The 25491-nt window shown below is 37.0% G+C and carries 20 protein-coding genes and 6 pseudogenes; 3 read left to right on the forward strand and 23 right to left on the reverse strand.

Going from position 1 to position 25491, the window contains the following annotated elements; all coding sequences use genetic code 11:
* From CQA66_RS06425 to pxpA, 22 genes and pseudogenes are all read right to left on the reverse strand, one after another.
* A pseudogene (locus tag CQA66_RS06425) lies at window positions 1-115 on the reverse strand (GMP synthase (glutamine-hydrolyzing)); the annotation flags it as partial.
* 35 nt (window positions 116-150) lie between these two features.
* Window positions 151-1023 (reverse strand): CfrBI family restriction endonuclease, encoded by an 873-nt coding sequence (locus CQA66_RS06430; RefSeq protein ID WP_104762387.1) that lies wholly within the window; start codon window positions 1021-1023, stop codon window positions 151-153.
* The gene (locus CQA66_RS06435) at window positions 1013-2170 is read right to left on the reverse strand and encodes a DNA-methyltransferase (protein WP_104762386.1); all 1158 of its coding nucleotides are present in this window, start codon (window positions 2168-2170) and stop codon (window positions 1013-1015) included. The genes CQA66_RS06430 and CQA66_RS06435 overlap by 11 nt, the downstream gene beginning before the upstream one ends.
* Window positions 2171-2173: 3 nt before the next feature.
* A pseudogene (locus tag CQA66_RS06440) lies at window positions 2174-2293 on the reverse strand (GMP synthase (glutamine-hydrolyzing)); the annotation flags it as partial.
* Window positions 2294-2303: 10 nt separating this feature from the next.
* A complete protein-coding gene (locus tag CQA66_RS06445) occupies window positions 2304-3341 on the reverse strand; it encodes a HaeII family restriction endonuclease (protein ID WP_104762385.1) in 1038 nt (345 codons plus the stop codon).
* Window positions 3335-4330, reverse strand: a complete 996-nt coding sequence (locus tag CQA66_RS06450; protein ID WP_199770192.1) for a DNA cytosine methyltransferase — start codon at window positions 4328-4330, stop codon at window positions 3335-3337. Before CQA66_RS06450 ends, CQA66_RS06445 begins: the two co-directional genes overlap by 7 nt.
* Before the next feature lie 3 nt (window positions 4331-4333).
* Window positions 4334-4552, reverse strand: a pseudogene (locus tag CQA66_RS06455) (GMP synthase (glutamine-hydrolyzing)); the annotation flags it as partial.
* A gap of 41 nt (window positions 4553-4593) precedes the next feature.
* On the reverse strand, window positions 4594-5184 hold the full coding sequence (locus CQA66_RS06460) for an HNH endonuclease (protein ID WP_104722663.1): 591 nt from the start codon (window positions 5182-5184) through the stop codon (window positions 4594-4596).
* A complete protein-coding gene (locus CQA66_RS06465; protein ID WP_233704118.1) occupies window positions 5181-5927 on the reverse strand; it encodes a DNA-methyltransferase in 747 nt (248 codons plus the stop codon). The genes CQA66_RS06460 and CQA66_RS06465 overlap by 4 nt, the downstream gene beginning before the upstream one ends.
* A gap of 155 nt (window positions 5928-6082) precedes the next feature.
* Window positions 6083-6346: pseudogene (locus CQA66_RS06470) on the reverse strand (GMP synthase (glutamine-hydrolyzing)); the annotation flags it as partial.
* 5 nt (window positions 6347-6351) lie between these two features.
* A complete protein-coding gene (locus CQA66_RS06475; RefSeq protein WP_104762384.1) occupies window positions 6352-7524 on the reverse strand; it encodes a site-specific DNA-methyltransferase in 1173 nt (390 codons plus the stop codon).
* 2 nt (window positions 7525-7526) lie between these two features.
* Window positions 7527-8312, reverse strand: coding sequence for a restriction endonuclease (locus CQA66_RS06480; RefSeq protein ID WP_104762383.1), 786 nt, complete (start codon window positions 8310-8312; stop codon window positions 7527-7529).
* 3 nt (window positions 8313-8315) lie between these two features.
* Window positions 8316-9590 carry a glutamine-hydrolyzing GMP synthase gene (guaA, locus tag CQA66_RS09750; protein WP_483401383.1) on the reverse strand — a complete coding sequence of 425 codons (1275 nt, stop codon included), beginning with the start codon at window positions 9588-9590 and terminating at the stop codon, window positions 8316-8318.
* Window positions 9570-13496, reverse strand: a pseudogene (locus tag CQA66_RS06485) (GNAT family N-acetyltransferase); the annotation flags it as partial. The gene guaA and the pseudogene CQA66_RS06485, both read right to left, overlap by 21 nt.
* A pseudogene (locus CQA66_RS09755) lies at window positions 13476-13853 on the reverse strand (glutamine amidotransferase-related protein); the annotation flags it as partial. The pseudogenes CQA66_RS09755 and CQA66_RS06485, both read right to left, overlap by 21 nt.
* A gap of 177 nt (window positions 13854-14030) precedes the next feature.
* Window positions 14031-14615, reverse strand: coding sequence for a DUF502 domain-containing protein (locus tag CQA66_RS06490; RefSeq protein ID WP_104762381.1), 585 nt, complete (start codon window positions 14613-14615; stop codon window positions 14031-14033).
* Window positions 14616-14725: 110 nt separating this feature from the next.
* Window positions 14726-16165 (reverse strand): glutamate--tRNA ligase, encoded by a 1440-nt coding sequence (gene gltX, locus CQA66_RS06495; RefSeq protein WP_104762380.1) that lies wholly within the window; start codon window positions 16163-16165, stop codon window positions 14726-14728.
* A 416-nt stretch (window positions 16166-16581) separates the two neighbouring features.
* Entirely contained in the window at window positions 16582-17559 is a 978-nt protein-coding gene (locus CQA66_RS06500) for a 5-oxoprolinase subunit C family protein (protein ID WP_115582573.1), read from the reverse strand.
* Window positions 17552-18448 (reverse strand): 5-oxoprolinase subunit B family protein, encoded by an 897-nt coding sequence (locus CQA66_RS06505; protein ID WP_104762378.1) that lies wholly within the window; start codon window positions 18446-18448, stop codon window positions 17552-17554. Before CQA66_RS06505 ends, CQA66_RS06500 begins: the two co-directional genes overlap by 8 nt.
* Window positions 18449-18458: 10 nt before the next feature.
* Window positions 18459-19826: an acetyl-CoA carboxylase biotin carboxylase subunit gene (locus CQA66_RS06510; protein ID WP_104762377.1), complete on the reverse strand. Its 1368-nt coding sequence runs from the start codon at window positions 19824-19826 to the stop codon at window positions 18459-18461.
* 337 nt (window positions 19827-20163) lie between these two features.
* On the reverse strand, window positions 20164-20397 hold the full coding sequence (locus tag CQA66_RS06515) for an acetyl-CoA carboxylase (protein WP_104762376.1): 234 nt from the start codon (window positions 20395-20397) through the stop codon (window positions 20164-20166).
* A 23-nt stretch (window positions 20398-20420) separates the two neighbouring features.
* Window positions 20421-21194 (reverse strand): 5-oxoprolinase subunit PxpA, encoded by a 774-nt coding sequence (pxpA, locus tag CQA66_RS06520; RefSeq protein ID WP_104762375.1) that lies wholly within the window; start codon window positions 21192-21194, stop codon window positions 20421-20423.
* 325 nt (window positions 21195-21519) lie between these two features.
* Here pxpA and CQA66_RS06525 point away from each other — a divergent pair, with 325 nt between their 5' ends.
* Window positions 21520-22257 (forward strand): YebC/PmpR family DNA-binding transcriptional regulator, encoded by a 738-nt coding sequence (locus CQA66_RS06525; protein WP_104762374.1) that lies wholly within the window; start codon window positions 21520-21522, stop codon window positions 22255-22257.
* Window positions 22258-22380: 123 nt separating this feature from the next.
* On the forward strand, window positions 22381-23766 hold the full coding sequence (locus tag CQA66_RS06530) for an MFS transporter (protein WP_104762373.1): 1386 nt from the start codon (window positions 22381-22383) through the stop codon (window positions 23764-23766).
* Here CQA66_RS06530 and truD read toward each other — a convergent pair.
* Window positions 23741-24952: a tRNA pseudouridine(13) synthase TruD gene (gene truD, locus CQA66_RS06535; protein WP_104762372.1), complete on the reverse strand. Its 1212-nt coding sequence runs from the start codon at window positions 24950-24952 to the stop codon at window positions 23741-23743. The genes CQA66_RS06530 and truD overlap by 26 nt on opposite strands.
* Before the next feature lie 119 nt (window positions 24953-25071).
* Here truD and CQA66_RS06540 point away from each other — a divergent pair, with 119 nt between their 5' ends.
* Complete coding sequence (locus tag CQA66_RS06540; RefSeq protein ID WP_104762371.1) at window positions 25072-25473, forward strand: hypothetical protein; 402 nt, start codon at window positions 25072-25074, stop codon at window positions 25471-25473.
* The last annotated feature ends 18 nt before the right edge of the window (window positions 25474-25491 follow it).

A 25491-nucleotide genomic window follows, 5' to 3' on the forward strand; every position in this document is an offset into this window, starting at 1 on the left:
CAACCGCTCGGATGCAAATAGTATTATCATAAGTGCGATTATCGCCCATTACCCCCACACTTCGGACATTGAGCAACACGCAAAACGCCTGCCACACTTTGTCATAATATCCCTGCTTTTGCAATTTCATTAGTATTAAAATTCTCATTATCATATATTGTTGCATGGAATTTTCAGTTTTTCTAATATCATTTTAAAATCATTCAATGAGCTTGGATTATTCTTAAGCTCTAAATATTCAATCCCTAAAGACTTCAATTGGTTTTTATTTTGAATACTTAATGTATCGGCTATAAAAATATTCGTATCTCTTGCGATCACTGCATCCGCAGATTCTGGATTACCTCTGCCCATTAGTTTGACTTCAATCCTATATTCTTTGCTTTTATCAAAGTTATAAAGCTTAAAATCTACTTCTCTATCAAAATCTAATTCCCCATTTTTTCTAAAAACTTCACTATTAATAAAATCCTTTTTAATTCCACATTTTTCACACAAAGCCAACATTAAAGGCTTTTCTACTCTTTTACCTATACTACTCCAAGCCCCACCCCTTAAAGCGATTTTCTTTGTTGCCAAAGCATTAATGACTAATAAACTCTCATTTAAGTTTAACTCTACCGAAATTCCCTTATAAGAAATCTTTAAATTAATCCCGATATTTCCACTGCTATCATCCAAAGAATCTAGCAAAGATTCTAGATAATCAATATTGGTATTCGCCACATTTAGTACGATTTCTTTTGTTGCACTCCCATAAATATTTGCAATAGTTTTTTTATTCATGCCCGCAAAAATTGCTGCTTCACTTGGTTTAATATTTGCATTATTAATGAAATGTTGTTTATACCATTCTAAATTGATGCTCCTATCATTTAATTTTACTTCTAAAATTTGCCTGAAAAAATCTAAAGCAAAATCTAAAAACTCTAAATTAATTGCATTGATAACTTCTTCTCTGTAATCCTCTCCTTTTAAAAGTTTTTCTATAGTCTTATTTATAACAATAGAATCAAATCTCATGAAAGCCTCTTTGTCTTAATTTTTCTGCATAATCCAAATTTTGCTCGCATAAAAGCGGAATCCTACCCATTATATTTGCAACCTTTCCAAATGTTCCACTTCCAGCAAATGGGTCGCATACGACATCGCCTTCAAAAGAATAATATTTCAATACTTTTTGGCAAAGTTCTTCCGGAAAAACTGCTGGGTGATTTTTATCAAATTTTGGTGTAATATACCAGCAATTTGTCGAATCTATTTCGTCATCATTCTTTAACTTTTTATCATAATCCTTAATGTTTTTATCTAGTAAAAAAGGAGAATTTTTGCGATATACCATAATGCTCTCTGTAATGCAATTTGGCTTATAGCTTAGAGGCTTTTTTGTTTGCAAATAACCTGCTATACGATTGGGTACAGAGTATTCAGGCTTTATCCAAATAATTTCATCTATAAAGTAAAATCCACTTTCACATAAAATCTTATGAAAATCGAAATGTATGGGATAGCGAATACTCTCGAACTCACGACCAACTCTTTTAGTAATTACAGGTGAAACATTAATAAGAATAAATCTACCATCTTCTAAAATCCTATAACATTGCTTCAAGGTTTCTCGCATAGAATCTAAATATTCCTGATAGCTTTTATAATCACTATAAAGCCTTGCATTATAATATGGCGGTGAGGTAAAAATGAGTTGAATTTGTTGTTCTTGTATTTTATTAAGAGTAATGCAATTGTCTCCCACAAGCAAAGAGGGTTTTAGAATCTTTCTTTGAGGTTTTAGAGCTATCTTTTTTTGTTGCCTAAATATAGAATATTCAAGCATTTTTTGCATGACTTCATTATTATAATGTTTTAAGATTCTATCTCTCAAATCTGCAAATCTTGCTTCCTCTTTTGACTTATAAAGACAAGTACGAAACATTTGATAAATAACTTCCATATAGTGATTATTAAAGGCTTCTTTAGATAAAAACTCATAAATTTTATCATTATTTTTTTGCCGACCGATAGAAGAGACTATCTCCCTTTTAATATCAATACTTAATTTCTCTTGCATAAATAGTTCCAAAAGAATAACAAAACTAGAATCTGATTTTTCAAGTCCCAATCTTTTAATAGATTCTATGGTGGGAGTATCGATAAAAAATGTTTGCGTCATTCCCTACTCCCACTCAATCGTTCCTGGGGGTTTGCTAGTAATATCATACACCACGCGGTTAATACCCTCAACCTCATTAATAATGCGGTTAGAGACAGATTCTAAAAAGCTATGGGGCAAAAAATAATTGTCTTTAAAATTCATCTTTAATGCTCTCATAATTCCTCTCTTTAAGAATTTCTGGCAATTCTTTGACGGAGGGAAATTCCTCTGTAATTTCTAAACAAAGTGTTTCAAGGAGCTTATCACCAAGTAAGTTAGCATATTTACCGCGCATTGCCTTTTCATACCAAGCAATCAAATCAGATTCTGTAATAATGCTTTGGATTCTGCTCTTCCAGCCAATTTGTGTAAGCAAGGATAGAATAACAGATTTTTCTGCTTCTTTACACACAATAATAATTCTATCGCTTTGAATATTAGACACAATGCTTTCTGCTAATTCACTATCAAGACTTAGATGCTTAATTTGTATTGCCACACCCCAATTTGCATACATATCAAGTCCTCTATCTGCTGCATTTGTTACACCAACCCTATAAATACGTGCTTGCTGTGTAGTAAAAAGATTGCTAGAATCCAAGCACATTACAGATTTTGTAAAATCTTCAAATTCTTTTAAAATATTAAGTTTGTCTTGATTGATTGAAAGGGTAATGTTTAATTCTAAAATTTGTGCTAATGTGTCAAAAAGCGAATGCGTGATAATCTCATAAACTTTATCTAAGCTGCGCTTTAATCCAGCCTCACACCAAAACAAATTAATAAAATGCGAAATCTCAAAACTTGCCTTATTTGTATTTAGGCAATATTGTAGCGCATTGTTAAGCTGTGTATATTTGCCGATAAATTTATTATAGATATAGCTTTCAACTGTTCCATTGTGTTCTCTATTAAATTTCCCTAATTCTGCTATGAGTTTAGGAGGAATTACATTGAATAAATCATCTTGGAATTTTGCCGAACTTGTAGAGATTCTGCCAAGTAGCGCAATGCAAACTTCATCTCTCCACGTTTTGCTTTTAGTTCTGTATGTTTCAAGGTTGTTTAAATCTATATCGCCAAAAATTCTATCACGGTAAAGAATCTCTGCGATTTGAATCGGTTTATAGAAGTGGATTCTTGATTTTGCAATGACTTTATCCAAAGCCTGTTTTGCTACTTTTAGCATACTTTTTCCTTACATTGTGTTGGAGCAAACTCACTCAATGCTTTGAGTATTTGTTTAGCGACTGCTTCTATGACAGGCACTGCTACACTATTACCTGTTTGTTGTTTGATTTGCGTATAGGAAACTACGATTTTATAGTCCTCAGGAAATCCTTGCAATCGCAACATTTCTCTTTCTGTTAATCGCCTCTCATTATTAACCAAAAGATAATTTGCTGAAGCTCCAGCCCTAAGAGCACAAGAAAAATGATGAGGCGTAATAGAACCACCTACATTCTCGTGGGTAATGTAAGGTTTTGCAATTTCTTTCTTCATTCTTTTCTGTCTAGATTCTTTAATATGATCCTTAACATAATATTTTTTCTCTACATTAGATTCTAAAATCTCTTTGAGTGTTTTTCTGCGATGGATTGAATATGGAAAAACAAAATCTACTTTTTCCCTAAAACCACAGATAATAATTCTCTCTCTTTTTTGTGGAAGCCCAAAATCAAGAGCGTTTAACACTTTACTATAAACACAATACCCTAAGAATTCTAAATGTGAAATAATCGTTTTAAACGTTTGTCCATTGTTGTGGGTAGTTAAGTTACGCACATTTTCTAACATAAAAGCCTTGGGTTGCTTATCTTTCAAAATGCGTTCAATCTCAAAAAATAATGTCCCTTGAGTCTCATGTTCAAACCCCTCTTTATTCCCTATAATACTAAAGGGCTGACAAGGAAAACCAGCTAACAAAATGTCAAAATTTGGGATAATTTTAGAATCTATTTTGGTAATATCGCCTTTTGGATATTCTCCAAAGTTTGCAAAATAGGTTTTAGCGGCTTCTTTATCCCATTCTGATGAAAACACGCAGATTCCACCTAGTTTTTCAAATCCTAGCCTTATCCCTCCAATTCCAGCAAATAGGTCAATGAAGGTAAAGTCTTTGAATGTGTATTCTTTTTCTTTTCTCTGCTCTAAAATCATCTTAGAAAACAAATTCATTCTCTACTCCCACTCAATCGTTCCTGGGGGTTTGCTAGTAATATCATACACCACGCGGTTAATACCCTCAACCTCATTAATAATGCGGTTAGAGACAGATTCTAAAAAGCTATGGGGTAAGTGCGAAAAAGTCGCCGTCATTCCATCGATTGCCTCAACCGCTCGGACGCAAATGGTGTTATCATAGGTGCGATTATCGCCCATTACGCCTACATTTTCAATACCAAAACAATAGTTTTTGCGGTAATAGGATGAAGTGTTCACTATTTCTTCCATACAATATGCCCATTGATATTATGCTTTTCATAAACCTTTAGCACATCTTCTAGGAAGTCTATCAATTCTTTTTCATTGGTATCTTTTGCGCTCTCTAGCATCCTTAAAAACATTTTCTTTCCTGTTTCGGTTTGTTTTAAATTTTTCTTTAAGAAATTATGCTTACTACAAAGCGTTTGCCCATTTTCTAAGGTAGCTTTACCACCTAAATCTTTGGGCTTAATATGGTCAATATGCAATTCCACACCCTCCTTTTTCCCCATTCCACAGATAACACATTGATAATTATCTCGCTCTAAAATTTGCTTTTTAAGTGTGGGGATAAAATCCTCTAAATCCTCTCGCAAAACAACAAAATCAGGATCATAGCGATAAATTCCTTTTGCAATTTTTTGCAAATAACCCTTTTGATGCAAGCTCCTAATCCCTCTATCTGGGTCCCTAAAAACTTTTCCTGTGCGACTCTGCCATTCTTTCACAACCCAATCCACAACTTCGGGGTGTGAAATATCCCTTTTGGGATTTGCTTTAAAAAATTCCATTATTAAATCAAGTTGACTACCTGCTTTATTATTCATTCAAACAATCCTTCCTCTTTTTTAATTATTTCTAAGAAACGATTTTTTGAAAGTTTGCAATAGTTAGAATCTAGCTCAATGCCTACAAACTGACGCTTATTGAGATAAGATTCTATCATCGTTGTGCCGCTTCCACTAAAAGGATCGCATACCACATCGCCCATATAAGAAAAAAGCTTAATACATCGTTTGGGTAATTCTCTAGGGAAAGGAGCGGGGTGTCCAATGCGTTTTTTAGATTCTCCATTAAAAGTCCATAGCCCATTTGTCCAAGTCATAAACTCTTCTTTGCTTATATTGCTTTGCCCTTTATGTTTTTTCTTCCACTCGCCTTTATAAAGCACGAGGATTAGTTCCACAGGAGCAATCACATAAGGAGCAGAAGCAGAGAGCCAACTTCCCCACGCAGTGCGCCTTGAAATGTTTCCCTCATTCCATATTATCGTACTGTGGTATTTCCAGCCTACTTTTTTGACAAGAGTTGTGATGTCTGCTCCTATACTTTGCTGCCCACCTTTGTTTTTATCAAGCGGAATATTAAGGCAAAATCTTGCTCCATCTTTTGCCCAAAAATAGCAGTTTTCTATCCATTGCCTACTAAATTTCAAATATTCTTTATAATCCTTAGAATCCGCATTAGAATTATATTCTATGCCTACATTATAGGGAGGAGAAGTAATAATTAAATCAAGACTTTGAGATTGCAACAATTGTCTGTTGAGCACAGAATCATTGTGTAGCATTATATTTTTATAGTTGAATATAGTATTGTTTTTCTTTAAATTATTATGTATATCATGTGCTATTGTCATTTGCATTTCTTGAATATCATATATTTTTGAGTTTTTGATTTTTTCTATTAGCATTTATATGCCTTCATTAAACTTTGCGTCATTCTCTACTCCCACTCAATGGTTCCTGGGGGTTTGCTAGTAATATCATACACCACGCGGTTAATACCCTCAACCTCATTAATAATGCGATTAGAGACAGATTCTAAAAAGCTATGGGGCAAATGTGCAAAAGTCGCCGTCATTCCATCGATTGCCTCAACCGCTCGAACGCAAATGGTGTTATCATAGGTGCGATTATCGCCCATTACCCCCACACTTCGGACATTGAGCAACACGCAAAACGCCTGCCACACTTTGTCATAATACGCAAAATCTACCATGCTATAACATTTTCAACTTTTCTTGATTTATTATTCAAACTTTCTCCTTTTTTTCGTTGCAATTCTCCATATTCACATTGAATGAGATTTTGTTGATTATATTCCTCCATCCATTTTTGGTTAATTTTTATGGCTTCCTTGCTTTCATCTATTCCTATGAATTTACGTTCTAGCAAAAATGCTTCCTTAAGAAAACCTCCACTTCCACAAAAACAATCCATGACAAGAGAATCTACATGGGAAGACATTTGGATAATGCGTTTTAGCATGACATTATTTTTTTGCGTAGGATAAATGGGATTCTGTGTGTCTTTAAATTCCCAAATATCTTGTATTTTTTTACCTCGAGAATCTTTCGCATACACCTTTTTTCTAGGCACTCCATTTTTGCTCCATTCAATCAGCCCCTCATTATTTAATCTATTAAGATCCTTAAGACTACAACGCCAATGTCGTCCTTGCGGAGGTTTTAAGCCATTCCATGCTTGCCCACTCTCGCCATTTTGTGTCACTCCTGGTGCATGAAGTGGGATAGTTGTGTAAAAGCCTTTGTCGTCTTGTTTTGTGAATCGTTTGCCTAAATCATCAAAGGAAATGTCCTCATGAATCTCATTCCAAATGTATTGACGACTTTTTGCATAGAATAGAATCATATCCTTAATATTTCCATATCCTTTTTTAGAGAAGTTTTTAGGATTACATTTGATACGCGTAATATCATTGATGAAATTCTCTCTTCCAAAAATTTCATCACATAGAATTTTGACATAATGTCCCATTTTTGTATCAATATGGATATAGAAACTCGCTCTCTCGCTCATTAATTCTTTGATTAGAATTAATCGGTAGTAGAGGAACTCTAAGTAAGATTCTAAATTAAACTTATCTTGATAGGCAACTCTTGAATCCAAGCTCGCACTCATTGTGCTACCCATTCTAAAAATATTATTTGTTCCAAAAGGAGGGTCAATATAGACTAAATCGATAGCGTTTTTAAAAGTTTTCCCCTGATTAAAGGCTTTATTCTGCAAGAGATTCTGCATTGCATTGAGATTGTCATCAAAAATAAGCAAGTTTTCTTTTGCAAAATTCCCTTGCAATTCTTTGCTAAATGAAACCTGTAAAAACTCTTTTTGAGATTGAAAATGATTAAATAAATTAAGCATTGTTACACCTGATAAAGAAAGTCTCTTAAAAGTAAAGCAGATAGAATGTTGTAATCCTTATATGTTTGCGTTAGGATTTCAAACATTTTGTTTCTGCCATGAATATAGCATACTCCATCTAAGATTGCAATTTTAATAATATCTGTATTTAAAGTCACATTGAGCAAACTCATTGCATCTTCGAGTTGAGCATTTTGATGTCCTCCAAAATCGCTCAAAAACTTTGCTTCACCAATAATTATTTTTCCATTGAATCGTGCAATAAAATCCAAGCCCTTTGAGCGTGTATAGCCTAAATTTTCCCTTGCAAATTTTTGCATAGCCAAATCGGAAGCATTCAAAATAGCATTTCCATTAGTATTTTTGAATACCTCTAGGCTAACAGGTTGGATTCCTAAAATGCCACTATTCACCCATCGCTTGAATAGCGGTCCGATTTGTCGGTTGGTTTCTTTGGGCTGTGAGATATTCTCATAAATTTTCTTGAGCCCCATTTCTCTTAATCTGCCACAGATTCTCGCTATTGTCGCTGGATTGCGTTTGATAGCAGTTCTGTCACGCCTTAAATAGGCAATATATGAATCTTTAATTGGAAACAAATCAAAATCAAGCAGAGATTCTATAATTTTTTCTTGCTGATTACAATTAAATGCTTCTTCAAAACTATTCCATTTTGTAGAGTCTATATCCCTGATATTATCGGGACTCATGGGATAGACTCTAAAAAGCTGGTCTAAATAATCTCTCTGGTTGGCTAATTCTATGCTTTGATTAAGAAAATAATTCATTCTCTACTCCCACTCAATGGTTCCTGGGGGTTTGCTAGTAATATCATACACCACGCGGTTAATACCCTCAACCTCATTAATAATGCGGTTAGAGACAGATTCTAAAAAGCTATGGGGCAAATGTGCAAAAGTCGCCGTCATTCCATCGATTGCCTCAACCGCTCGGACGCAAATGGTGTTATCATAGGTGCGATTATCGCCCATTACCCCCACACTTCGGACATTGAGCAACACGCAAAACGCCTGCCACACTTTGTCATAATACCCCTGTTTTTGCAACTCCTCTATAAAAATACAATCCGCCTCACGCAACAAATCCAAATCCCTCTTATTCACCTCTCCCATAATGCGAATGGCAAGTCCGGGTCCGGGGAAAGGGTGTCGCATTAGCATCGACTCTGGCATTCCTAGCTCCCTGCCTAACGCCCTCACTTCGTCTTTAAAAAGCTCCCGCAATGGCTCAATCAGCTCAAATTTCATCCACTCGGGCAAACCCCCGACATTATGATGGCTTTTAATCGTCTTGCTAGGTCCTTTTACGCTAACAGATTCAATCACATCAGGATAAAGCGTGCCTTGAGCTAGGAATTTTATCTCACCCTTTTGATTATGCTTTTTTGCCTCTTTTTCAAAGACTTCAATAAAAGTCTCGCCAATGATTTTACGCTTAAGCTCGGGGTCTAGCACACCTTTAAGGCGACTTAGAAATAGCTTGCTTGCATCTGCGGTAATGAGCGGGACTTTTAAGTTTTCTCTAAACATTTTCTCTACCGCCTCTCTCTCGCCCTTGCGTAAAAGCCCTGTATCGACAAACACAGGGATAAGATTCTCCCCAATGGCACGATAGAGCAAGGCGGCGACAACGCTAGAATCTACCCCGCCACTAACGGCACACAGCACTTTGCTCGGCGTCTCTTTGTCGCTTTTTGTGGAGTCTGCACTCTCAACTTCGGTCATTAGCGATGAGCTAACTCCCTTGTTTAGAGCTTGACAACCACAAAAATTGTCTAAAGATACTTCCGAGCTAGATTCTAAATGATTTTGCTCACTCACATTTTGTCTCTTTATGTTTTGCTTTTCGTCTAGTATTCTAAGGTTTTGCAAGTGTGGGTTTGTGGCTTTGCCACTGCACGCGGTAGTGCTTTCGTGGTCTTTTATGGATTTTGTGTGTGAGGCTAGACTAATGGTCTGCGAACCTGCAAAATCCACAAAATCTGCGGAATGATTGCCCGAAGCTGAATGCCTCCTAAAGCACGAATTAAGGTGGTCATTCACCATTCCCACACTTTGCATAAACGCATACATCATTGTGCTACCTACAAACTTAAAGCCTCTTTTTTGCAAATCTTTGCTAATCTTGTCTGAAAGCGGGGTTTTTGTCGGTATCTCACTCATAGACGCAAAATGATTGATGATTGGCTTACTATCTACAAAGCCCCAAATATACCTATCAAAACTCCCAAACTCGCTTTGAATCTCCAAAAACAATTTCGCATTATGGATTGCGGATTCAATTTTTGCACGATTGCGGATAATGCCCTCATTACTCATCAACTCTTGAATCTTTGCTTCATCATAGTGTGCGATAATTTTTGGGTCAAAGCCATCAAATGCTGCCCGAAATGCCTCGCGTTTTTTGAGAATGCTAATCCAGCTAAGCCCTGCTTGAAAGCCCTCTAAAACAAGCTGTTCAAAGAGTTTTTTGTCATCGTGTAGCGGCACCCCCCATTCTTTATCGTGATAATCCTCATAGAGCTTTCTTGCCACTTCGTCTTTATCTCTCGCCCAAGCGCAACGCGTTTTCCCTAGCACTTTTTCGCGTAGTTTTATAATCTCATTTTCGGCAAAGTTTCGCATATTCCAACTCGTGTCGCTTTTGCAAATATCAATGGCAAAATTTTGCAAAATCTGCCCCCCACACTCGCTATGCACGACTTCGGGGTGGAATTGCAAAGCATAGATTTGTCGCGAAAAATCCGCAATGGCACAATAATGCGTATTACCCGATTTTGCAAGCTCCACAAAGCCCTGCGGGATAGATTCTACCTTATCAGCGTGGCTCATCCACACGATAGAATCTTGCTTGATGTTTTTAAAAAATGTCTCGATAATAATTCTCTGCTCTTTTGCTTGCTTAGTTAACTGCGCGATATGGTTATCTGCCGAATCGATTAAAGAATTTAGATAAATATCGTTATGTGTGGAAGGAAGTTTTGATTGCAAGGCATAAATAAGCTGCTGTTTATCTATAACGTATAACAAATAATTCTCGTTATAAATGGCTAATTGATTGCTGTTGCGCGCAATATCATGACGATTTATTAACGTAAACCCTAGAGTTTCATAGAAATTGCAAGCCTCTCTTTCCTCCGATAAACAAGCCGTATAGAGCTTCTCCTGTGTACATATTGTTACAAAAACATCAAGTAGTGCTTTGCCCTCTACTGCAAAACTTGTATTTTGAGAGGTTAAAAAGATTTGAAAAATATCCGTCCCAAACACATCGCTTACCAAAAAACCAAGTGTTCTATTCTCTTGATCGTCTCGTTTTTGTTGTCTATTGTTATTCACACTTAAGCAATGTTTGCAATTATCGAGAATTTTTTGCATAACAGTAAGACTAGAATCTAGCATTTCTTGAGGTAGGTCATGATGTGTTTGCGTAAAATATTCATACCATATCGCACTTAGATCTAATACCTCCTTAGAATCCGTAAGATTAATTGCAGAAATTTTTAATGGACTTTCAGAATTGCGAGATTGTGTATTCTCTTGAGAAATATAAAAATGCTTATAAGCAAGAGGCATGATTCTACTTATCGTGCGAAATTCATAATAACGAACGTTCTCTTCTGCATTAACAATTTCCCTTGTCTTATCCATACCAATGCGTCTAGCAACATTCTGTGAAGCAAGATTGTCTTCTCGACAAATGCAATATATTTCCTTTGCTCGTAAATGCTTAAATGCATAATCCTTACAAGCCTGTCCTACTTCTAACGCATAACCTTTATGCCAATAATTTTTGTGAAACATATAAGAAAGTTCAAGATAAGTCGTATAACACAGCCCCGCTTGCCCAATAACTTCGCCGCTTTGTTTTTCCACGACAACCCACCAACCAATGCCAAACTTCTGGTAATTTGTCCTTTCATTCTCTATCCATTCTTGTACTCCTTCATCGCTTAAAGCCCCTTTCCATGCTTGCATTGTTTCAGAATCTTGTAGCATAGCCTTTAAAGCCAAATAATCAGATTCTTGTAATGGACGCAAAATTGTACGTGGCGTTTGCAAGCTAAAATCATTGGTTAAAGTGTTCTTGATTCTATAAACAAGTCGTTGCATTTCACGTCCGCGATAACTCCAGATTGTTTCACCAATCAGAGTCGCTTGCAACTTGCTTGCCACAGACAAAGAGGCTTCATTACCTTCTTTAATAAGGAGATAAACTTCATTTGTACGCAACACCTTAAAAGCATATTCCTTGCATCCTTCTGCAATCTCTACGCCATAGCCTTTATGCCAATGACTCTTTTTAATGATATAAGTCATACCGAGCACTTTCTTATCATGATACTTTTGTAGGCTAAGTCCAGCTTGTCCAATCATTTCGCCGCTTTGTTTTTCGATAACAGCCCAAAGTCCAAAGCCAAATCGTTTGTATCTCTCTTGTTGCGTTTCTAGCCATTCTTGCACACTTGCATCATTAAAATTATATTCCCACGCACCCATTACTTCATAATCAAAGAGCATGGCATTAAGACTAGATATATCACTCTGCTTCATTTCGCGCGCAATCAGCCTTTGTGTGTCAAAAATAGGCATATTATAAACCAAACCAAAATGACGCATAAGATTCGGAACTTTCGCTCGAAAATGCACAAGCGGGAAATCTCTGCCTTGTCTATCTTTCGCGCTACGTGAATAAAGATAAAATCCCATAGAATGATAAAACTTAATCGCATCGGAATTTTCCTCATTGCAATCTAACAATACTTCCTCATAGTCTCCCAATCTCGTTTCTAGGGCATGCCGCATTAAAGCCTTACCAATGCCACTTTTAAACGCACTCGGTCGCACAAAAAGCATTTCAATCTTATTCCCCAACAATCCAATAAATCCTAAACTCGTTCTGTAATCGCTAGCGAGGATAATGTGCAATGATGGTAATAATTCCCTTATATCCCGTTCTATCTCTACAATATGCTCTTGTCGCAGAAAGTGGTGTGTTGCATTAACAGAATCTCTCCATATCGTTACGATTTGTTCTGTTATTTCATCAGTGAGCGTTAACACTCCAACAGGAGCGTTAGATTCCCTTTCGTCATCAGACTTTGATGTAACGGCATGGAATCTCTGAAATTCTAAGGAAGCTTTTTCATTCTTTTCATGTGATGGAATAAGGGCTAAACTCTGCCAATCGTTAGCCGTCATTATATAGACAAAATGCGGCATAGCGACATTACCACGCGACGTGTGTATCTTCCCAACAATTCGCATTTCCAGACGTTTTGCTACGTTTTGTGGCGCAATTTTATCTGTTGCAATCAGGCTAATAAGAAGCGGTAAGCCCAATATTTCAAAAGCATATTCCATACAAAGTCTGGCAGATTCTGTCGCGTAACCCTTATGCCAATGTTCTTTCTTGAAAATGTAGCTTAATTCAGGGAAAAAGCCTTTTTTACTTTGTAGAAGTTCGTAGATTTGTTGTTTTTTGTGGGGATTAGAAAAATAATTATCTCGCGTGATAGATTCCAAAATGCTAGAGATTCTCTCCTCTTGAGAATCTCTAGACGTGCTAGATTGTTGTTTAGAAACGTTTGTTGCATGGAGACGTGAATCCACTTGTTGTAAGGTGATTCCACATTGTCCAATCATTTCGCCGCTTTGTTTTTCTATAACAGCCCAAAGTCCAAAGCCATAATCTTGATAAGATTGTATTTGATTGTTAAGCCATGCCCTTGTCTCTTCTTCGCCTAATGGTCTGCCCCAAGCACTCATTAGGTTACTATCTTGTAACATCGGCTTTATATCTTTCCAATCAGAAAGAGAAAGTTTGCGCAAATAGAGATTAGCACTCGCGCGCAATAATTCACTTTCTTGAAGCTCTTGCTTATAACGGCTTGGCGAATAACTGAAATCAAGATTCGATGAAGCTCGTTGCTCATACTCTACATTTGGCATTTGTATTTGCAATGTGGCTTTACCAAATTCTTGCGCTCGCGCCTGTGTTACTTTCCCACCAAAAAAATCAGCAATGTATTGCATGCCGTAACAAATTCCTAATATTGGAATATTAAGGGCAAATATTCTAGAATCTGGTTTATACGCATCTTTCCCATAAATACTAGCAGGTCCACCACTTAAAATAATTCCTCGCGGATTCTTTGCTTTAATAGAATCTATACTCGCAGAATAAGGAACAATTTCCGTATAGATTCCGAGCTCGCGCAATCTCCTTGCAATAAGTTGAGTGTATTGAGAACCAAAGTCAAGGACCAAGATTTGAGTTTGATGGACACAACCAATAGTATTATTCATCATTTCTCCTTTATGAAATAACATTGTTACATTATATGCAATTATATCTTTGATTTAAACTACGTTTAGAAAATTAAAGTGTCTTGTAAGTGCCTACGTATTACTTAAGTGTATTTCAGTAAATCATGAAGAAAAGACAACTCGTAACATTCCTATTCGTTGTTGCGTCAGTGGTAGTTACTTCACTCCAAAAGAAACTATTTTCTTTAATCCTTCGCTCACAGTCATGTCGGATTTCTTAATCTTGTCTTTATGGATTCTAAAGAGCAATCCAGAAGTTGGCGGCGCAAAGGGGCAAAATACCCAGAAATAATCTTTTTCTTCTCGCGTGATAAATCCAATAATTTCATTGTTTCCTATCTCCACAAACGCAACGCCTAAATATTTTTCCTTTGAATTCCCACTTATCATGGTAATCAAATCTTTCAGGGTATGATAGACGCTCCCAATAAACGGAATCTTTGAAACAAACCATTCTCCCACTTTGATGAAAATGGCGTTTTGATTTTTTTCGAATCTATAACCTAAATAGAAAATCATTAATAACATAAAAACAAGCAATCCGCAACTAACAAGAATGCTCGGAAATTGCGTGTCAATTTCTTCATTAGCGAACATCTCCACAGCAAAAGATACAGCAAGGCTAAGTAATGTCCAAAGAGAATCAAGCACACCAAAGAGAAAATACAGCAGCCAAATCACAAGGGCGAACGGCAAAATAACCATAATCCCCTTACCGAATATGCGAAACAGACCTGACATAATAGTTTCCTTAACGTTAAAATAAATCACTTGCAAGACATGATTCTAAAAGGGCAATCGCTGGTTGCCCTACAAGTCTCTTTGCTGTCGCTCTTAGTTCATTACAAAATCTATACATTGCGGCAGTATAACAAAAAAGATTCTATTCGCTTTTGTACTGCAACATTCCCTAAGATAAATATACAAGCACCCAAATCAATGCCGCCTTTTTTCCCCAACAATGCTAAACGTAAACTTTGCATAAAGAGGCTAGGCTTTATTTTTGATTCTAATCTTTGACTAAAATCATGAATGAACGTTTTGTAGGCTTGCGCATTATCGCCACAAAAAGATTCTAAATGCTTAGAAAAATCTTTAAGAGAATCCACAAGTGTTGTTGCATGCTGCGCTGTAAAAAGTTTATGGAACATTGATTCATCATACACTGCTCCTTTTTCTTGATTGAGATTGCTCGCTAACGGAGCATAGAGTATTTCTATAATCCCCTTTTGAAAGTCGCATAAAGTATTGACTCTAGTTTTTACTTCGCATAACAAAACAGACGCTCTTTCTTTGGAATCACGCATTAGTTCATGCAATTCACTAAGGTTGAGTAAAGCGGCTAAGGTTTGTTCATCAAGCGTTTTAATATGCTCACTATTTAACCAATACAACTTTGAGAAATTGCAAGCCGAAGCCTTGCTATTAATCTTTTCAGGATAGAAACATTCAAGCATTTCTTGCAGACTAAAAATCTCTTTGTCCCCGTCACTATAACCCAATCTAAACAAAAAATTCAGTAAAGCTTCAGGAAGGATTCCAGCTCGTTTGTATTCTAAAACCGAGAGTGCGCCATCTCTTTTGCTAAGTTTTTGCCCCTTTTCATTGCAAATCATAGGAATGTGATAAAATCTAGGTATCGCAAACCCCAAAGCTTCGTAGATAATGAGCTGCTTAGGCGTATTAGAAATATGATCATCGCCACGCAATAAATCCGTAATATTACTTAGCGCATCATCAATAGCAACGACAAAATTATAAGTGGGCGTTCCATCATTTCGCAAAATCACAAAATCATTAATTTCACTTGCCGCAAAGCTAATCTTGCCCTTAATCCCATCAACAAAGCTTATTTCTCCTTGTAGCGGTGCTTTAATGCGCACACAAGGCTTTACATCCGCTGGAATCTCCCCCGTATAATCACGATATTTACGTGTAAGCTCTGTATGATTGCCACTTCTCTCTTCCCGCATAGCCTGCAATTCATCGGGGGAAAGATAACAAAAGTAGGCTTTCTTAGAATCTAAGAGCTTCTTCGCGTATTCTTGATAGATTTCTAATCTTTGACTTTGATACCATACAGGCTCATCATATTCTAAACCAACCCACTCGAAAGCCTCTAGGATTCCCTGTAATGCCTCTTGAGTGTTGCGTCTCGTATCTGTGTCTTCGATTCTTAAGAGAAACTTTCCTTTTTTTGCCCTCGCATGCAAATAACTATAAAGTGCCGTTCGTAATCCCCCTATGTGTAAATGTCCAGTAGGAGATGGGGCAAATCTTGTAACAATCATGCAATACCTTTCAACAAATTTTAAGACAATATTATACTCTGAAATTGCAGTTGGAGAGAATTGCATTGATTCTTAGAATCAAATCTTTTTACAAGGCTATATATTATTGTGGTGGGTTGATTTACGGTATTTCCTAATACTCAAATAATTCAATCAATCTTGATAATTAGCTGTATTTCTAGTAATTGTTTATGGTATTGCTTGTTTAGAATCTGTAACTTAATATCAGATTTGTATTCTCGTTTTGAAATTATTTCATTAAAACTTGCTTTTCATACTTCATTGCATAACTCATTCATCATAAAGCTTATAGACAATTTCTAGCCTATAATCTTGCTGTTATTTCTACTAAAAACCGCAAACGAATTGCGACTTTTAAACTTAAGTGAAACATTAATTCAAGATTCTATCGTTGCTTATTGTAGAATCTCGCGCAATCTATGCAACCTTGCCTGATAAGCCTTCCTAGCCATAAGTGCCTCTTCCATATTTACACTTTTAAATCGAACTTTATGATTGGGAGGTAATTGTCCCATAGTATCTAAATCACAACTAATCACCGTGCAATACATTGCAAACCCGCCGCCGCTTGGAGCATCGCGTAAAAGCACGATAGGTTCATTCCCGCCTGGTGCTTGCATAGAGCCCACAGGATAACACGCATCAGGGATATTACTCGGATCGCTGCCTGCCCCAAAAGGCTGTGGAAGATTCTTGTATTGGAACTTTCGCCCAGTTTTAAAGCGATAGCCTGTCCTATCTGCTTCACTTGAAACCACAAAAGTATCTTCAAACAAACCTCGCACAGATTCTTCTGTAAGCTTATAATCCTGCAATCCCATAATCACACGTAACGTTTCTTCTGGTTGCAATGTAACTTTAAATTCATTAGGGAGACACTTCCCAACTTGTGGAATAGCCTCAAAACTTCCAATAGGCAATGAATCATTTACTTGGAGTTTCCTTCCTTTATATCCACCAATGCCGCCAAGCGGATAAGTCGAGCGAGAACCCATCACAACAGGCACATCAATACCGCCCTTAACACAAATATAGGCTCTTGCCCCGCCACGTAAAAAATCAAAACTTAGTTTGCCACCTGCTGGAATCTCAATCACACTATACGCGGCTTGTTTTTCTCCATTAACAATAGGCGTCATTTGCGCGCCTGTAATCGCAACATAACTCTTTTCACTAAACTCAAGTACTGGTCCCATAAGCGAGACTTCAAGTGCGGCTGCATTTTCGTCATTTCCGAGCAAAAGATTCCCTGCCTTAAATGAAAGCTGATCGAGCGCGCCGCCCGGCGGAATACCCAAATGATAATATCCATATCTACCAGAATCCTCAACATAAGTCGCTAGCCCGGGCTGAATAACTTTGATACTAGCCATGTAGCACCTCCAAAAGTTGTTTGTTGTATTGTGTTGGGTTGCTTTTCCATTCATTAAGCGAGAAAGTTGTGTTACGTATTTTTAAGCTGAATGTGCCATTTTCAACTTCACTTACGGCTTGACGATAAGCATTCTCATCGCACGGTGTAAACTTAATAATATCCCCCGGATTAAGAAACACCATAGAATCCTTGAAATAAGAAAGTTTTTGTTGCGGATCCCATACAGGGGCTGGAGTGATGCCCATCATCTGATAGCCGCCCCCTCCCTGTACAGCATAGATACAGCCAAAACATCCACCATGTCCAATTGTGAGCTTTGGCGTATCTGTACGTGCAATGAGATATTTTGGAACTTCGATTTGCCTTTGCCTCTCGACAAGCTGATACAACCAAGGAAGCCCTGCTACAAAACCTATCATACTGACAAACCAAGGGCTTTCTGAATGTGCTTTAATAAAGCTTTGCACAGAATCATAGCCATTAATCTTAGTAGCATATTCAATATCTGTCATATTAGAATCAAAGTTAGAATTAGCAGCGCGAACTTGATGGTTATTACGGAATCTCATAAGAGTTTCATGCGTTATAGAATCCTGATACCACACAGGAAACTCAATAATCCTTGTCTTAATCTCCGCATTATCTGCATTCACTTCTTGTTCAAGCTCCTTTAGTAGGCTAAGTGCTTTTTGATAATGTAAAATGTCTGGATTGAAACGAATCATAAAAGACGCATTTGCCGGACAAATCTCTGTAATTCCTGCAATATTTTGTTCTTTTAGTTTGTTACAAATTGCCATAGCTTGGAAAAATGCTTCCAAGCTCATGCCATCCTCGCTGATTTCAACATAAAGAAATTCATCTCCGCCGAAAGTATATTTAAACATGCTAACCTCCTTAATTACGATTTTGTCGCGCCATCCACGATTCTAAGAAATTAATGTGATACCGTCCATTCATTACGTCGGAATCTTGAAATAAATCTTTGAAAAGCGGCAATGTTGTTTTGATACCTTCGATTCGAATTTGTTTCAACGCGCGATTCATTCTTGCAATAGCCATTTCTCGACTCTCATCATAAACAATCATTTTTGCTAGCAGAGAATCATAAAATGGCGGAACGACACGACCATTAAACAACATTGTATCAATGCGGATTCCCGCTCCTGTTGGATAGAATACTTCACTGATTTTGCCCGGACTTGGAAAGAAATTATTGTTCGGATCTTCTGCATTGATGCGAACTTCGATAGAGCTACCTCTTATCGCAATATCTTCTTGATTAAAACGCAAAGCTTCTCCATCGGCGATACGTAACATTTCACGTACCAAATCCACACCTGTAATCATTTCTGTGATGGCATGCTCGACTTGAATTCTCGTATTCATTTCGAGAAAATAAAATTTCTTTCTCTCTTCATCATAGAGAAACTCTAATGTTCCAGCCCCTTTATATTTCACAAGCTTCGCAAGTTTTAGTGCACTTTGACACAATTCCTCACGAGTCGCACTATCTAAGGTAGGGCTTGGAGCTTCTTCGACAATCTTCTGCCTTCTTCTCTGCAAGGAGCATTCTCTATCGTAAAGATGAATCACATTTTCGCCATCTCCTAAGACTTGCACTTCAATATGCCTTGCCTTTGGGAGATAAGCCTCAAGATACACTCCGCCATTTCCAAAGGCGGCTTTGGCTTCAGCACTTGCGATATTAAACTGCATTTGTAATTCATTGGAATCTTGTACAATGCGAATGCCCTTTCCACCACCGCCAGCTATTGCTTTAATGGCTATCGGATAGCCGATTATTTCTGCCGCATGCAATGCCTCTTCAAGATTCCAAAGCACATCACTGCCCAAAATAGTCGGCACTCCCGCTTCTTTTGCCTGTAAAATCGCTTGCGATTTATCTCCCATTGTCTCAATAATCTCACTACTTGGTCCAACAAAAATAAGCCCAGATTCTGTAACTTTACGCGCAAATTTCGAATTTTCACTCAAAAAGCCGTATCCCGGATGAATAGCGTCTGCTCCTACTTTTTTCGCTGCATCAATGATTTTATCCATATCAAGATAGCTTTTATACGCCAAACTCTCTCCAATATGTACTGCTTCATCTGCACACTGCGAGGCAAGATTCCCTTTATCTGCGTCAGTATAAATAGCTACCGTGTTCATACCTAATTCTTGTGCTGCTTGAATAATTCTGACAGCTATTTCGCCGCGATTAGCAATTAAGACTTTTTGTATATTTGTCGGTTTGTACATATTTATTGCTCCTTATCTTAGAATCTTATTGCTCTTGCTGCCCATTAATCTCAACTTTACAAAGGACAAAGGAAATTCATAGGGAATTATAGATTTCGGTTATAGAATCTATCAATTCCCTATGAATTTAGAATCTTAATATTCGCCCTATATTTATAATTCACACATCACGTAACAAGAGCTCATTCTTATTGTCCTGAAATGCGACAAGTAAGCAATTTGGCACTTATTTACTAGGTTTAAGCAATAAATACCGTGAAGCCTCACGGCATTCGAGAATGAATAGCCTATTCTTTATGCAATCCTATTCAAATGAAAACGAATGATTCTAAACTGCCTACTCAACTATAAACAATACATCACCGGGATTCACAAACTGCTCATTATCTACTTTAATTGCAACAATGCTGCCTTTGTAGCCTGCCTTAATTTCATTAAAAGTTTTCATTACCTCAACTAAACACACAGTAGTGTCTTCGTCCACTTTGCTACCAACCTCTACAAAGGGTGCTGCATCTGGATTGGGTTTGCGATAAAATGTACCTGGTATTGGACTTAAAATTTCTGCCATGATATTCTCCTTAATTGATATAACTACGATGTGTGAACGACTGGTTTCGTAATCTCTATACCGTTCTTCGTGAGCAATTCTCTTGTAGCTTGAATAAGGCTTAATGCCCCTGCGGTATCACTATGAATACAAACAGAATCAAAATCTACTTCAATAATTTTGCCCGTAACAGACACCACAACGCCCTCTTTACAAGCTTTCAAAACCTTACTGGCTACTTCATCTGGAGTGTAAGCCCTCGCTCTACGAACCATAACAAGCTCTCCATTATCGCCATAGTCTCTATCGCCATAAAATTCCCGTACATACGGCTGCTTGAGCTCTTTGGCTACTTCATAAGTCACTGTGCTTTGCATGCAATAAATAGGAAGTGTAGAATCGATTCTTTGTAAAGTTTTAATAAGCAGCTCCGAAAATTCCCTATCTTTTGAAGCATGAATATACAACGAACCGTGCGGTTTAAAATGATGTAATTCTCCGCCTTCAAGCGTAATAAATTCGCGCAATGCTCCAAGTTGATAAAGACAATCATTAACCAATTCATCAGCCCTTGCAACAATATGTCGCCTACCAAATCCTACTAAATCGCGAAATCCAGGATGCACGCCAATAGCCACATTATTTACAATAGCGTGTTGTATGGAATGTCGCATAATATTCGGGTCGCTCGCATGGAAACCCGCTGCAATATTGCAACTACTAATTAAAGGCATGATTTCATCATCAACACCATCACCAATAATCCACGCGCCAAAACATTCCCCCATATCGCTATTGAGGTCAATTTGCGTTTTCATTAGAAATCCTTTACTTGTGATATTCATTTGACATATAGTTTCGTTTTAATTTACAATAAGAGTGAGATAAGAAATACAAAAAATATTGTTACATAGAAATTGTTTTTCAAAAATTTGAACACATATTCAAAAATATAGAATTTTTAACCACAATATATAGCAAATAAAGAATAAATTTCTACATTATCATAATGTATAATAAAGTAACAATGCTAAAAAAAAAGAACAATTATCCAAATGAATTACAAAGAAAATACGATTAAAAGCGCAAACGAGTATTTAATCGCTTATGTTAGAATCAAGTATTTGAGACGGGAGATTATGTATGGGAAGAGCTTTTGAATACAGAAGAGCCGCAAAAGAAAAACGATGGGATAAAATGAGCAAAGTTTTCCCCAAACTTGCTGCAGCCATTACATTAGCCGCAAAACAAGGCGGAATAGATCCAGAAATGAATGCGAAACTCCGCACAGCTATTGCTAATGCAAAAGCGCAGAATATGCCAAAAGACAACATAGAATCTGCCATTAAAAGAGCGACTGCAAAAGAAGGGAATTTTATTGAAACATCATACGAAGGCAAGGGAGCAAACGGCGTATTAATTTTTATTGAATGCGCAACCGATAATCCTACAAGGACGGTAGCAAATATCAAAAGTTACTTTAATAAAACGCAGGGCGCGAGCTTGCTTACAAATGGTGCTATTGAGTTTATGTTTGAACGCAAAGGTGAATTTCATATTGACTTAAACGGTCAAGATAGAGATTCTATCGAGCTTAATCTTATTGATTATGGTTTGGATTCTCTACAAAAATATCAAGGCGAAACAGATGAAGAATCTTCGAATAAACATAGATACATTGCGTATTGTCAATATGAAGATTTTGGGCAACTCGCTGCAGGATTAGAATCTCTAGGCATTGCCCCACTTTCAGCAAAGCTCGTACGTATTCCCACCTCTCCTATCACTCTTACAGAAGAACAAATCATAGAGCTAGAAAAGCTACTCGACAAGATTGAGGATGATTCTGATGTACAAGCAGTTTATACTAATCTCGCCTAATTGCTTACAAAACGTTAGTGGTATTATTGTACAACTGTTGTCATAATTGTCGTTGTAGAATCTTGAAACTTCTTCTTAATGTTGCAATAAGAAATGTACTAATTCCTAAAAGTAAGGCATAGCATGTTCAAGCAAATTCTTCCTCTTTTAAGTATTCTTGTTTTCCGATTTCTGGGGCTCTTTATCGTTTTACCTGTTATTTCTTTGCTGATTTCTACTATGCCTGATGCTAACGCAATAACTATTGGAATCGTCATAGGCGCGCCCTACTTGTTTCAAGTGCTTTGTCAGCCGTTCTTTGGTCGTTGGAGCGACAAATACGGTAGGAAGCCTATACTTATTCTAGGCTTAATCATTTTCTTGATTGGTTCAATTATTTGCATGCTAGAGAATTCTATCTATTACCTTATAATCGGGCGATGTATTCAAGGTATGGGAGCTATTGGGGGGATTTTGACTGCGTTAGTAGCGGATTATGTGCCAGAAGAAAAACGAACAAACGCTATGGCACTGATGGGAATTGGAATCTTCATTAGCTTCATTACGGCAATGATACTAGGAGCAATCATAGGCACATCGCATGGGCTTAATGCTCTTTTTGGACTTACCGTAACAGTAACTCTTATTTCACTTGGCATTGCGATATTTTTTGTAAAGTCTCCACCAAAAATCCTCTATTCCTATTCGCAAGATTCACAACACTACATGAATAACGAAATGAAAAGAAGTATTGTCATTATGGGTATAAGTAATTTCCTTGAAAAATTCCTCATGATTTTTACTTTTGCAATAACTCCTATTATTCTGAATCAATATTTAGAAAAAACAGACTTCTGGAAAGTGTATATTTTGGGTATTTGTATCGCGATGATAGGACTGGGACCATCTTCTGTATTAAGTGAAAAAAGAGGGAAATCATTACAAATTTTGCTTATAAGCATCATGCTCTTCTTGATATGCTATATCGGCATGGGACTCTATATTGATTCGGTAACGATATTTATCATTTGCTTAGTGTTTTTCTTTGTAGCATTTTCCATACAAGAAGCACTTTTGCAAAGCCTAGTAAGCAAATACGCGAAAGCCCGATCTCGCGGGGCAGTCATTGGCGATTTTAGCGCAGCTGGATTTGCTGGAAGCTTTGTGGGTGCAATGGTTGGAGGCATGTTTCATGATTATCAAATTATTGAAGAATGGCACGGCTATTTTTCAATAATCCTAGTGATATGTTTGTTATTGTGGGGAATCACTGTGAAATTTTGGTTAGCCAATCCACATAACGCAAAAACACTCTATGTTCATACATCAGAGATAAAAATCCCAAATGATACCATAGAATCAGCCTTGCAAAATGAACACATTATAGAGTGGTATCGCAACATGAATGAAAATACGATAGTTATTAAATACCGCATTGACAAAATAGATTCTGAAGAAATCCTGCAATCACTAGGCTCAACCAAAGAAAAATATTCTCAAAATCCTACGGATAAAGTGCCGCATTCTTAATATATTCCAATAAACTTGTAGCATAAGAGCCGCTTGGCAGTGTAAACTCTAAAATCGCTTGGGCTTCTCGTGGCATATAAGAGACTTTCATGCTATCTGGATACACCCATGCGTATCGCCTCGTGCCCTGTGCTTGAATATAATGCGCAAAACGAGATTCTATAATTCCAGCTTGCCCTGTCGCAAAAAGGGATTTAGTGGTATTTTTTGATACAGAATGCCCAAGAGAATCAGCAAGATCTGCCTCTTTAGAATCTTCACCAATATTCATAGATTCCCGCCCGCTTAGTAATCCCGTGATAGCGATTTGGGACTGCTCCAATCGTTCAATATCGCTTATCATCGTAGCAAAAGAGCCATGAGCATCTCGGAGAGATTCTCCTCTTGCTTGCCCTAACACAAAGAATCTGCCAAACGGATAATGCTTGCAAATATCCCCTATGAGCGGCTTTAATCGCAAAGTAGAGGCATGAAGCACTTTGAGTACTTGCAGTGGCAATTCTAATTGATACTCTTGCTGCAAGGCGACTTTTGCTTCCTGTGGATTAAGGGAGGAAATAATCGCGCTGATTTTCAAACGAGATTCCAACCAAAGATTAAAATAGTGACTTTGCAAGCTGGAAATAAGGAACTTTTGTTTTTTTGTTTGTTTATTAGGGGGCTTTGTAATGGACTTCGCAAGCAAATAATTAGCACCAAAAATTCCAAATCGCTGGAATCCAAAGAAATTGGGGAATCCAAATCGCTTTGCTTGTAGCGCTTCACTCTGCAATCTTGTGAAGTGGTAAGGGGACACCTTTTTTAGTCGAATAAAGAACTTATTGCCGCGTAGATGTCCAATTTTTAGTTTATTATTATGCAGGGTTGATTCTATGATTTTGATATTTTTATGAATGACGTGAGGAATGTTGCTAGAGACTTTTGACGGGAGAGAGAGAAACTGATAACTAAGAGCGTGTTTATCTTTCAAGCCCGCATATCCAATGTCTCTTTGTGGAATCTGTAAGACATTCGCAAGAATCTCAATAGCTTCAAAAGTACTAAGATTTTTCTTGCGAATTTTTATTATAGTGTGTTCCCCGCTTCCTTGAAATTCGTATAAAGGGATTTCCTCTACAATAAAATCACGAGAATTATGAGCGAAAACAAAATCAATTGGTGGATATGATTTACCGTAATACATCATACCTGCTCCTTAATAAATGAGTAATTATAGCATTCAAGGTCATATTTATAATATCATTGACGGGTAGTTTATAAGTAGTTTTGTTATAATCAAGGGCTATATCTCTTGTAAGGATCATTATGTATCTGCTTGAATTTTACTTGCTATTTTGGGGGATTTCATTTATCTGCGTTATACCAACTCTAATCGTTGGTGCTATCTATATCATCATTAGCAATAAACCTGCTACAAACAAAGAAGAATTTACTATTGACACTATGCTTGGCATTATCAAGAATATACAAAACAAAGAAGCTTTCAATGCAGCGTTAAATCAATTCAAAAGTAAATATAAAGTCTTTAATGATCAAAAAAAATTCGATACATGGATAAACTGCATTAAAGAATTAACAAATACAAGTTACTGGGATACTGACGCTATCGCAAAGTTTGGACAAGAATTAGAGGATGCGAATAGCGCACATGCAAAAAATATTTCTGTTGCTATTGCTACTGTACTAAAAACTAAAGAAAAAAAATGATTATTTGCAAGGAATGTT

Origin of the sequence: Helicobacter aurati, assembly GCF_003364265.1 — a bacterium.
GTDB lineage: Bacteria > Campylobacterota > Campylobacteria > Campylobacterales > Helicobacteraceae > Helicobacter_A > Helicobacter_A aurati.

Bases quoted from the DNA above. Each gene is read 5' to 3' on its own strand.
- CQA66_RS06430 (WP_104762387.1), bottom strand. From the start codon at position 1,023: ATGAGATTTGATTCTATTGTTATAAATAAGACTATAGAAAAACTTTTA.
- CQA66_RS06435 (WP_104762386.1), bottom strand. From the start codon at position 2,170: ATGACGCAAACATTTTTTATCGATACTCCCACCATAGAATCTATTAAA.
- CQA66_RS06445 (WP_104762385.1), bottom strand. From the start codon at position 3,341: ATGCTAAAAGTAGCAAAACAGGCTTTGGATAAAGTCATTGCAAAATCA.
- CQA66_RS06450 (WP_199770192.1), bottom strand. From the start codon at position 4,330: ATGAATTTGTTTTCTAAGATGATTTTAGAGCAGAGAAAAGAAAAAGAA.
- CQA66_RS06460 (WP_104722663.1), bottom strand. From the start codon at position 5,184: ATGAATAATAAAGCAGGTAGTCAACTTGATTTAATAATGGAATTTTTT.
- CQA66_RS06465 (WP_233704118.1), bottom strand. From the start codon at position 5,927: ATGCTACACAATGATTCTGTGCTCAACAGACAATTGTTGCAATCTCAA.
- CQA66_RS06475 (WP_104762384.1), bottom strand. From the start codon at position 7,524: ATGCTTAATTTATTTAATCATTTTCAATCTCAAAAAGAGTTTTTACAG.
- CQA66_RS06480 (WP_104762383.1), bottom strand. From the start codon at position 8,312: ATGAATTATTTTCTTAATCAAAGCATAGAATTAGCCAACCAGAGAGAT.
- guaA (WP_483401383.1), bottom strand. From the start codon at position 9,590: ATGGTGAATGACCACCTTAATTCGTGCTTTAGGAGGCATTCAGCTTCG.
- CQA66_RS06490 (WP_104762381.1), bottom strand. From the start codon at position 14,615: ATGTCAGGTCTGTTTCGCATATTCGGTAAGGGGATTATGGTTATTTTG.
- gltX (WP_104762380.1), bottom strand. From the start codon at position 16,165: ATGATTGTTACAAGATTTGCCCCATCTCCTACTGGACATTTACACATA.
- CQA66_RS06500 (WP_115582573.1), bottom strand. From the start codon at position 17,559: ATGGCTAGTATCAAAGTTATTCAGCCCGGGCTAGCGACTTATGTTGAG.
- CQA66_RS06505 (WP_104762378.1), bottom strand. From the start codon at position 18,448: ATGTTTAAATATACTTTCGGCGGAGATGAATTTCTTTATGTTGAAATC.
- CQA66_RS06510 (WP_104762377.1), bottom strand. From the start codon at position 19,826: ATGTACAAACCGACAAATATACAAAAAGTCTTAATTGCTAATCGCGGC.
- CQA66_RS06515 (WP_104762376.1), bottom strand. From the start codon at position 20,397: ATGGCAGAAATTTTAAGTCCAATACCAGGTACATTTTATCGCAAACCC.
- pxpA (WP_104762375.1), bottom strand. From the start codon at position 21,194: ATGAAAACGCAAATTGACCTCAATAGCGATATGGGGGAATGTTTTGGC.
- CQA66_RS06525 (WP_104762374.1), top strand. From the start codon at position 21,520: ATGGGAAGAGCTTTTGAATACAGAAGAGCCGCAAAAGAAAAACGATGG.
- CQA66_RS06530 (WP_104762373.1), top strand. From the start codon at position 22,381: ATGTTCAAGCAAATTCTTCCTCTTTTAAGTATTCTTGTTTTCCGATTT.
- truD (WP_104762372.1), bottom strand. From the start codon at position 24,952: ATGATGTATTACGGTAAATCATATCCACCAATTGATTTTGTTTTCGCT.
- CQA66_RS06540 (WP_104762371.1), top strand. From the start codon at position 25,072: ATGTATCTGCTTGAATTTTACTTGCTATTTTGGGGGATTTCATTTATC.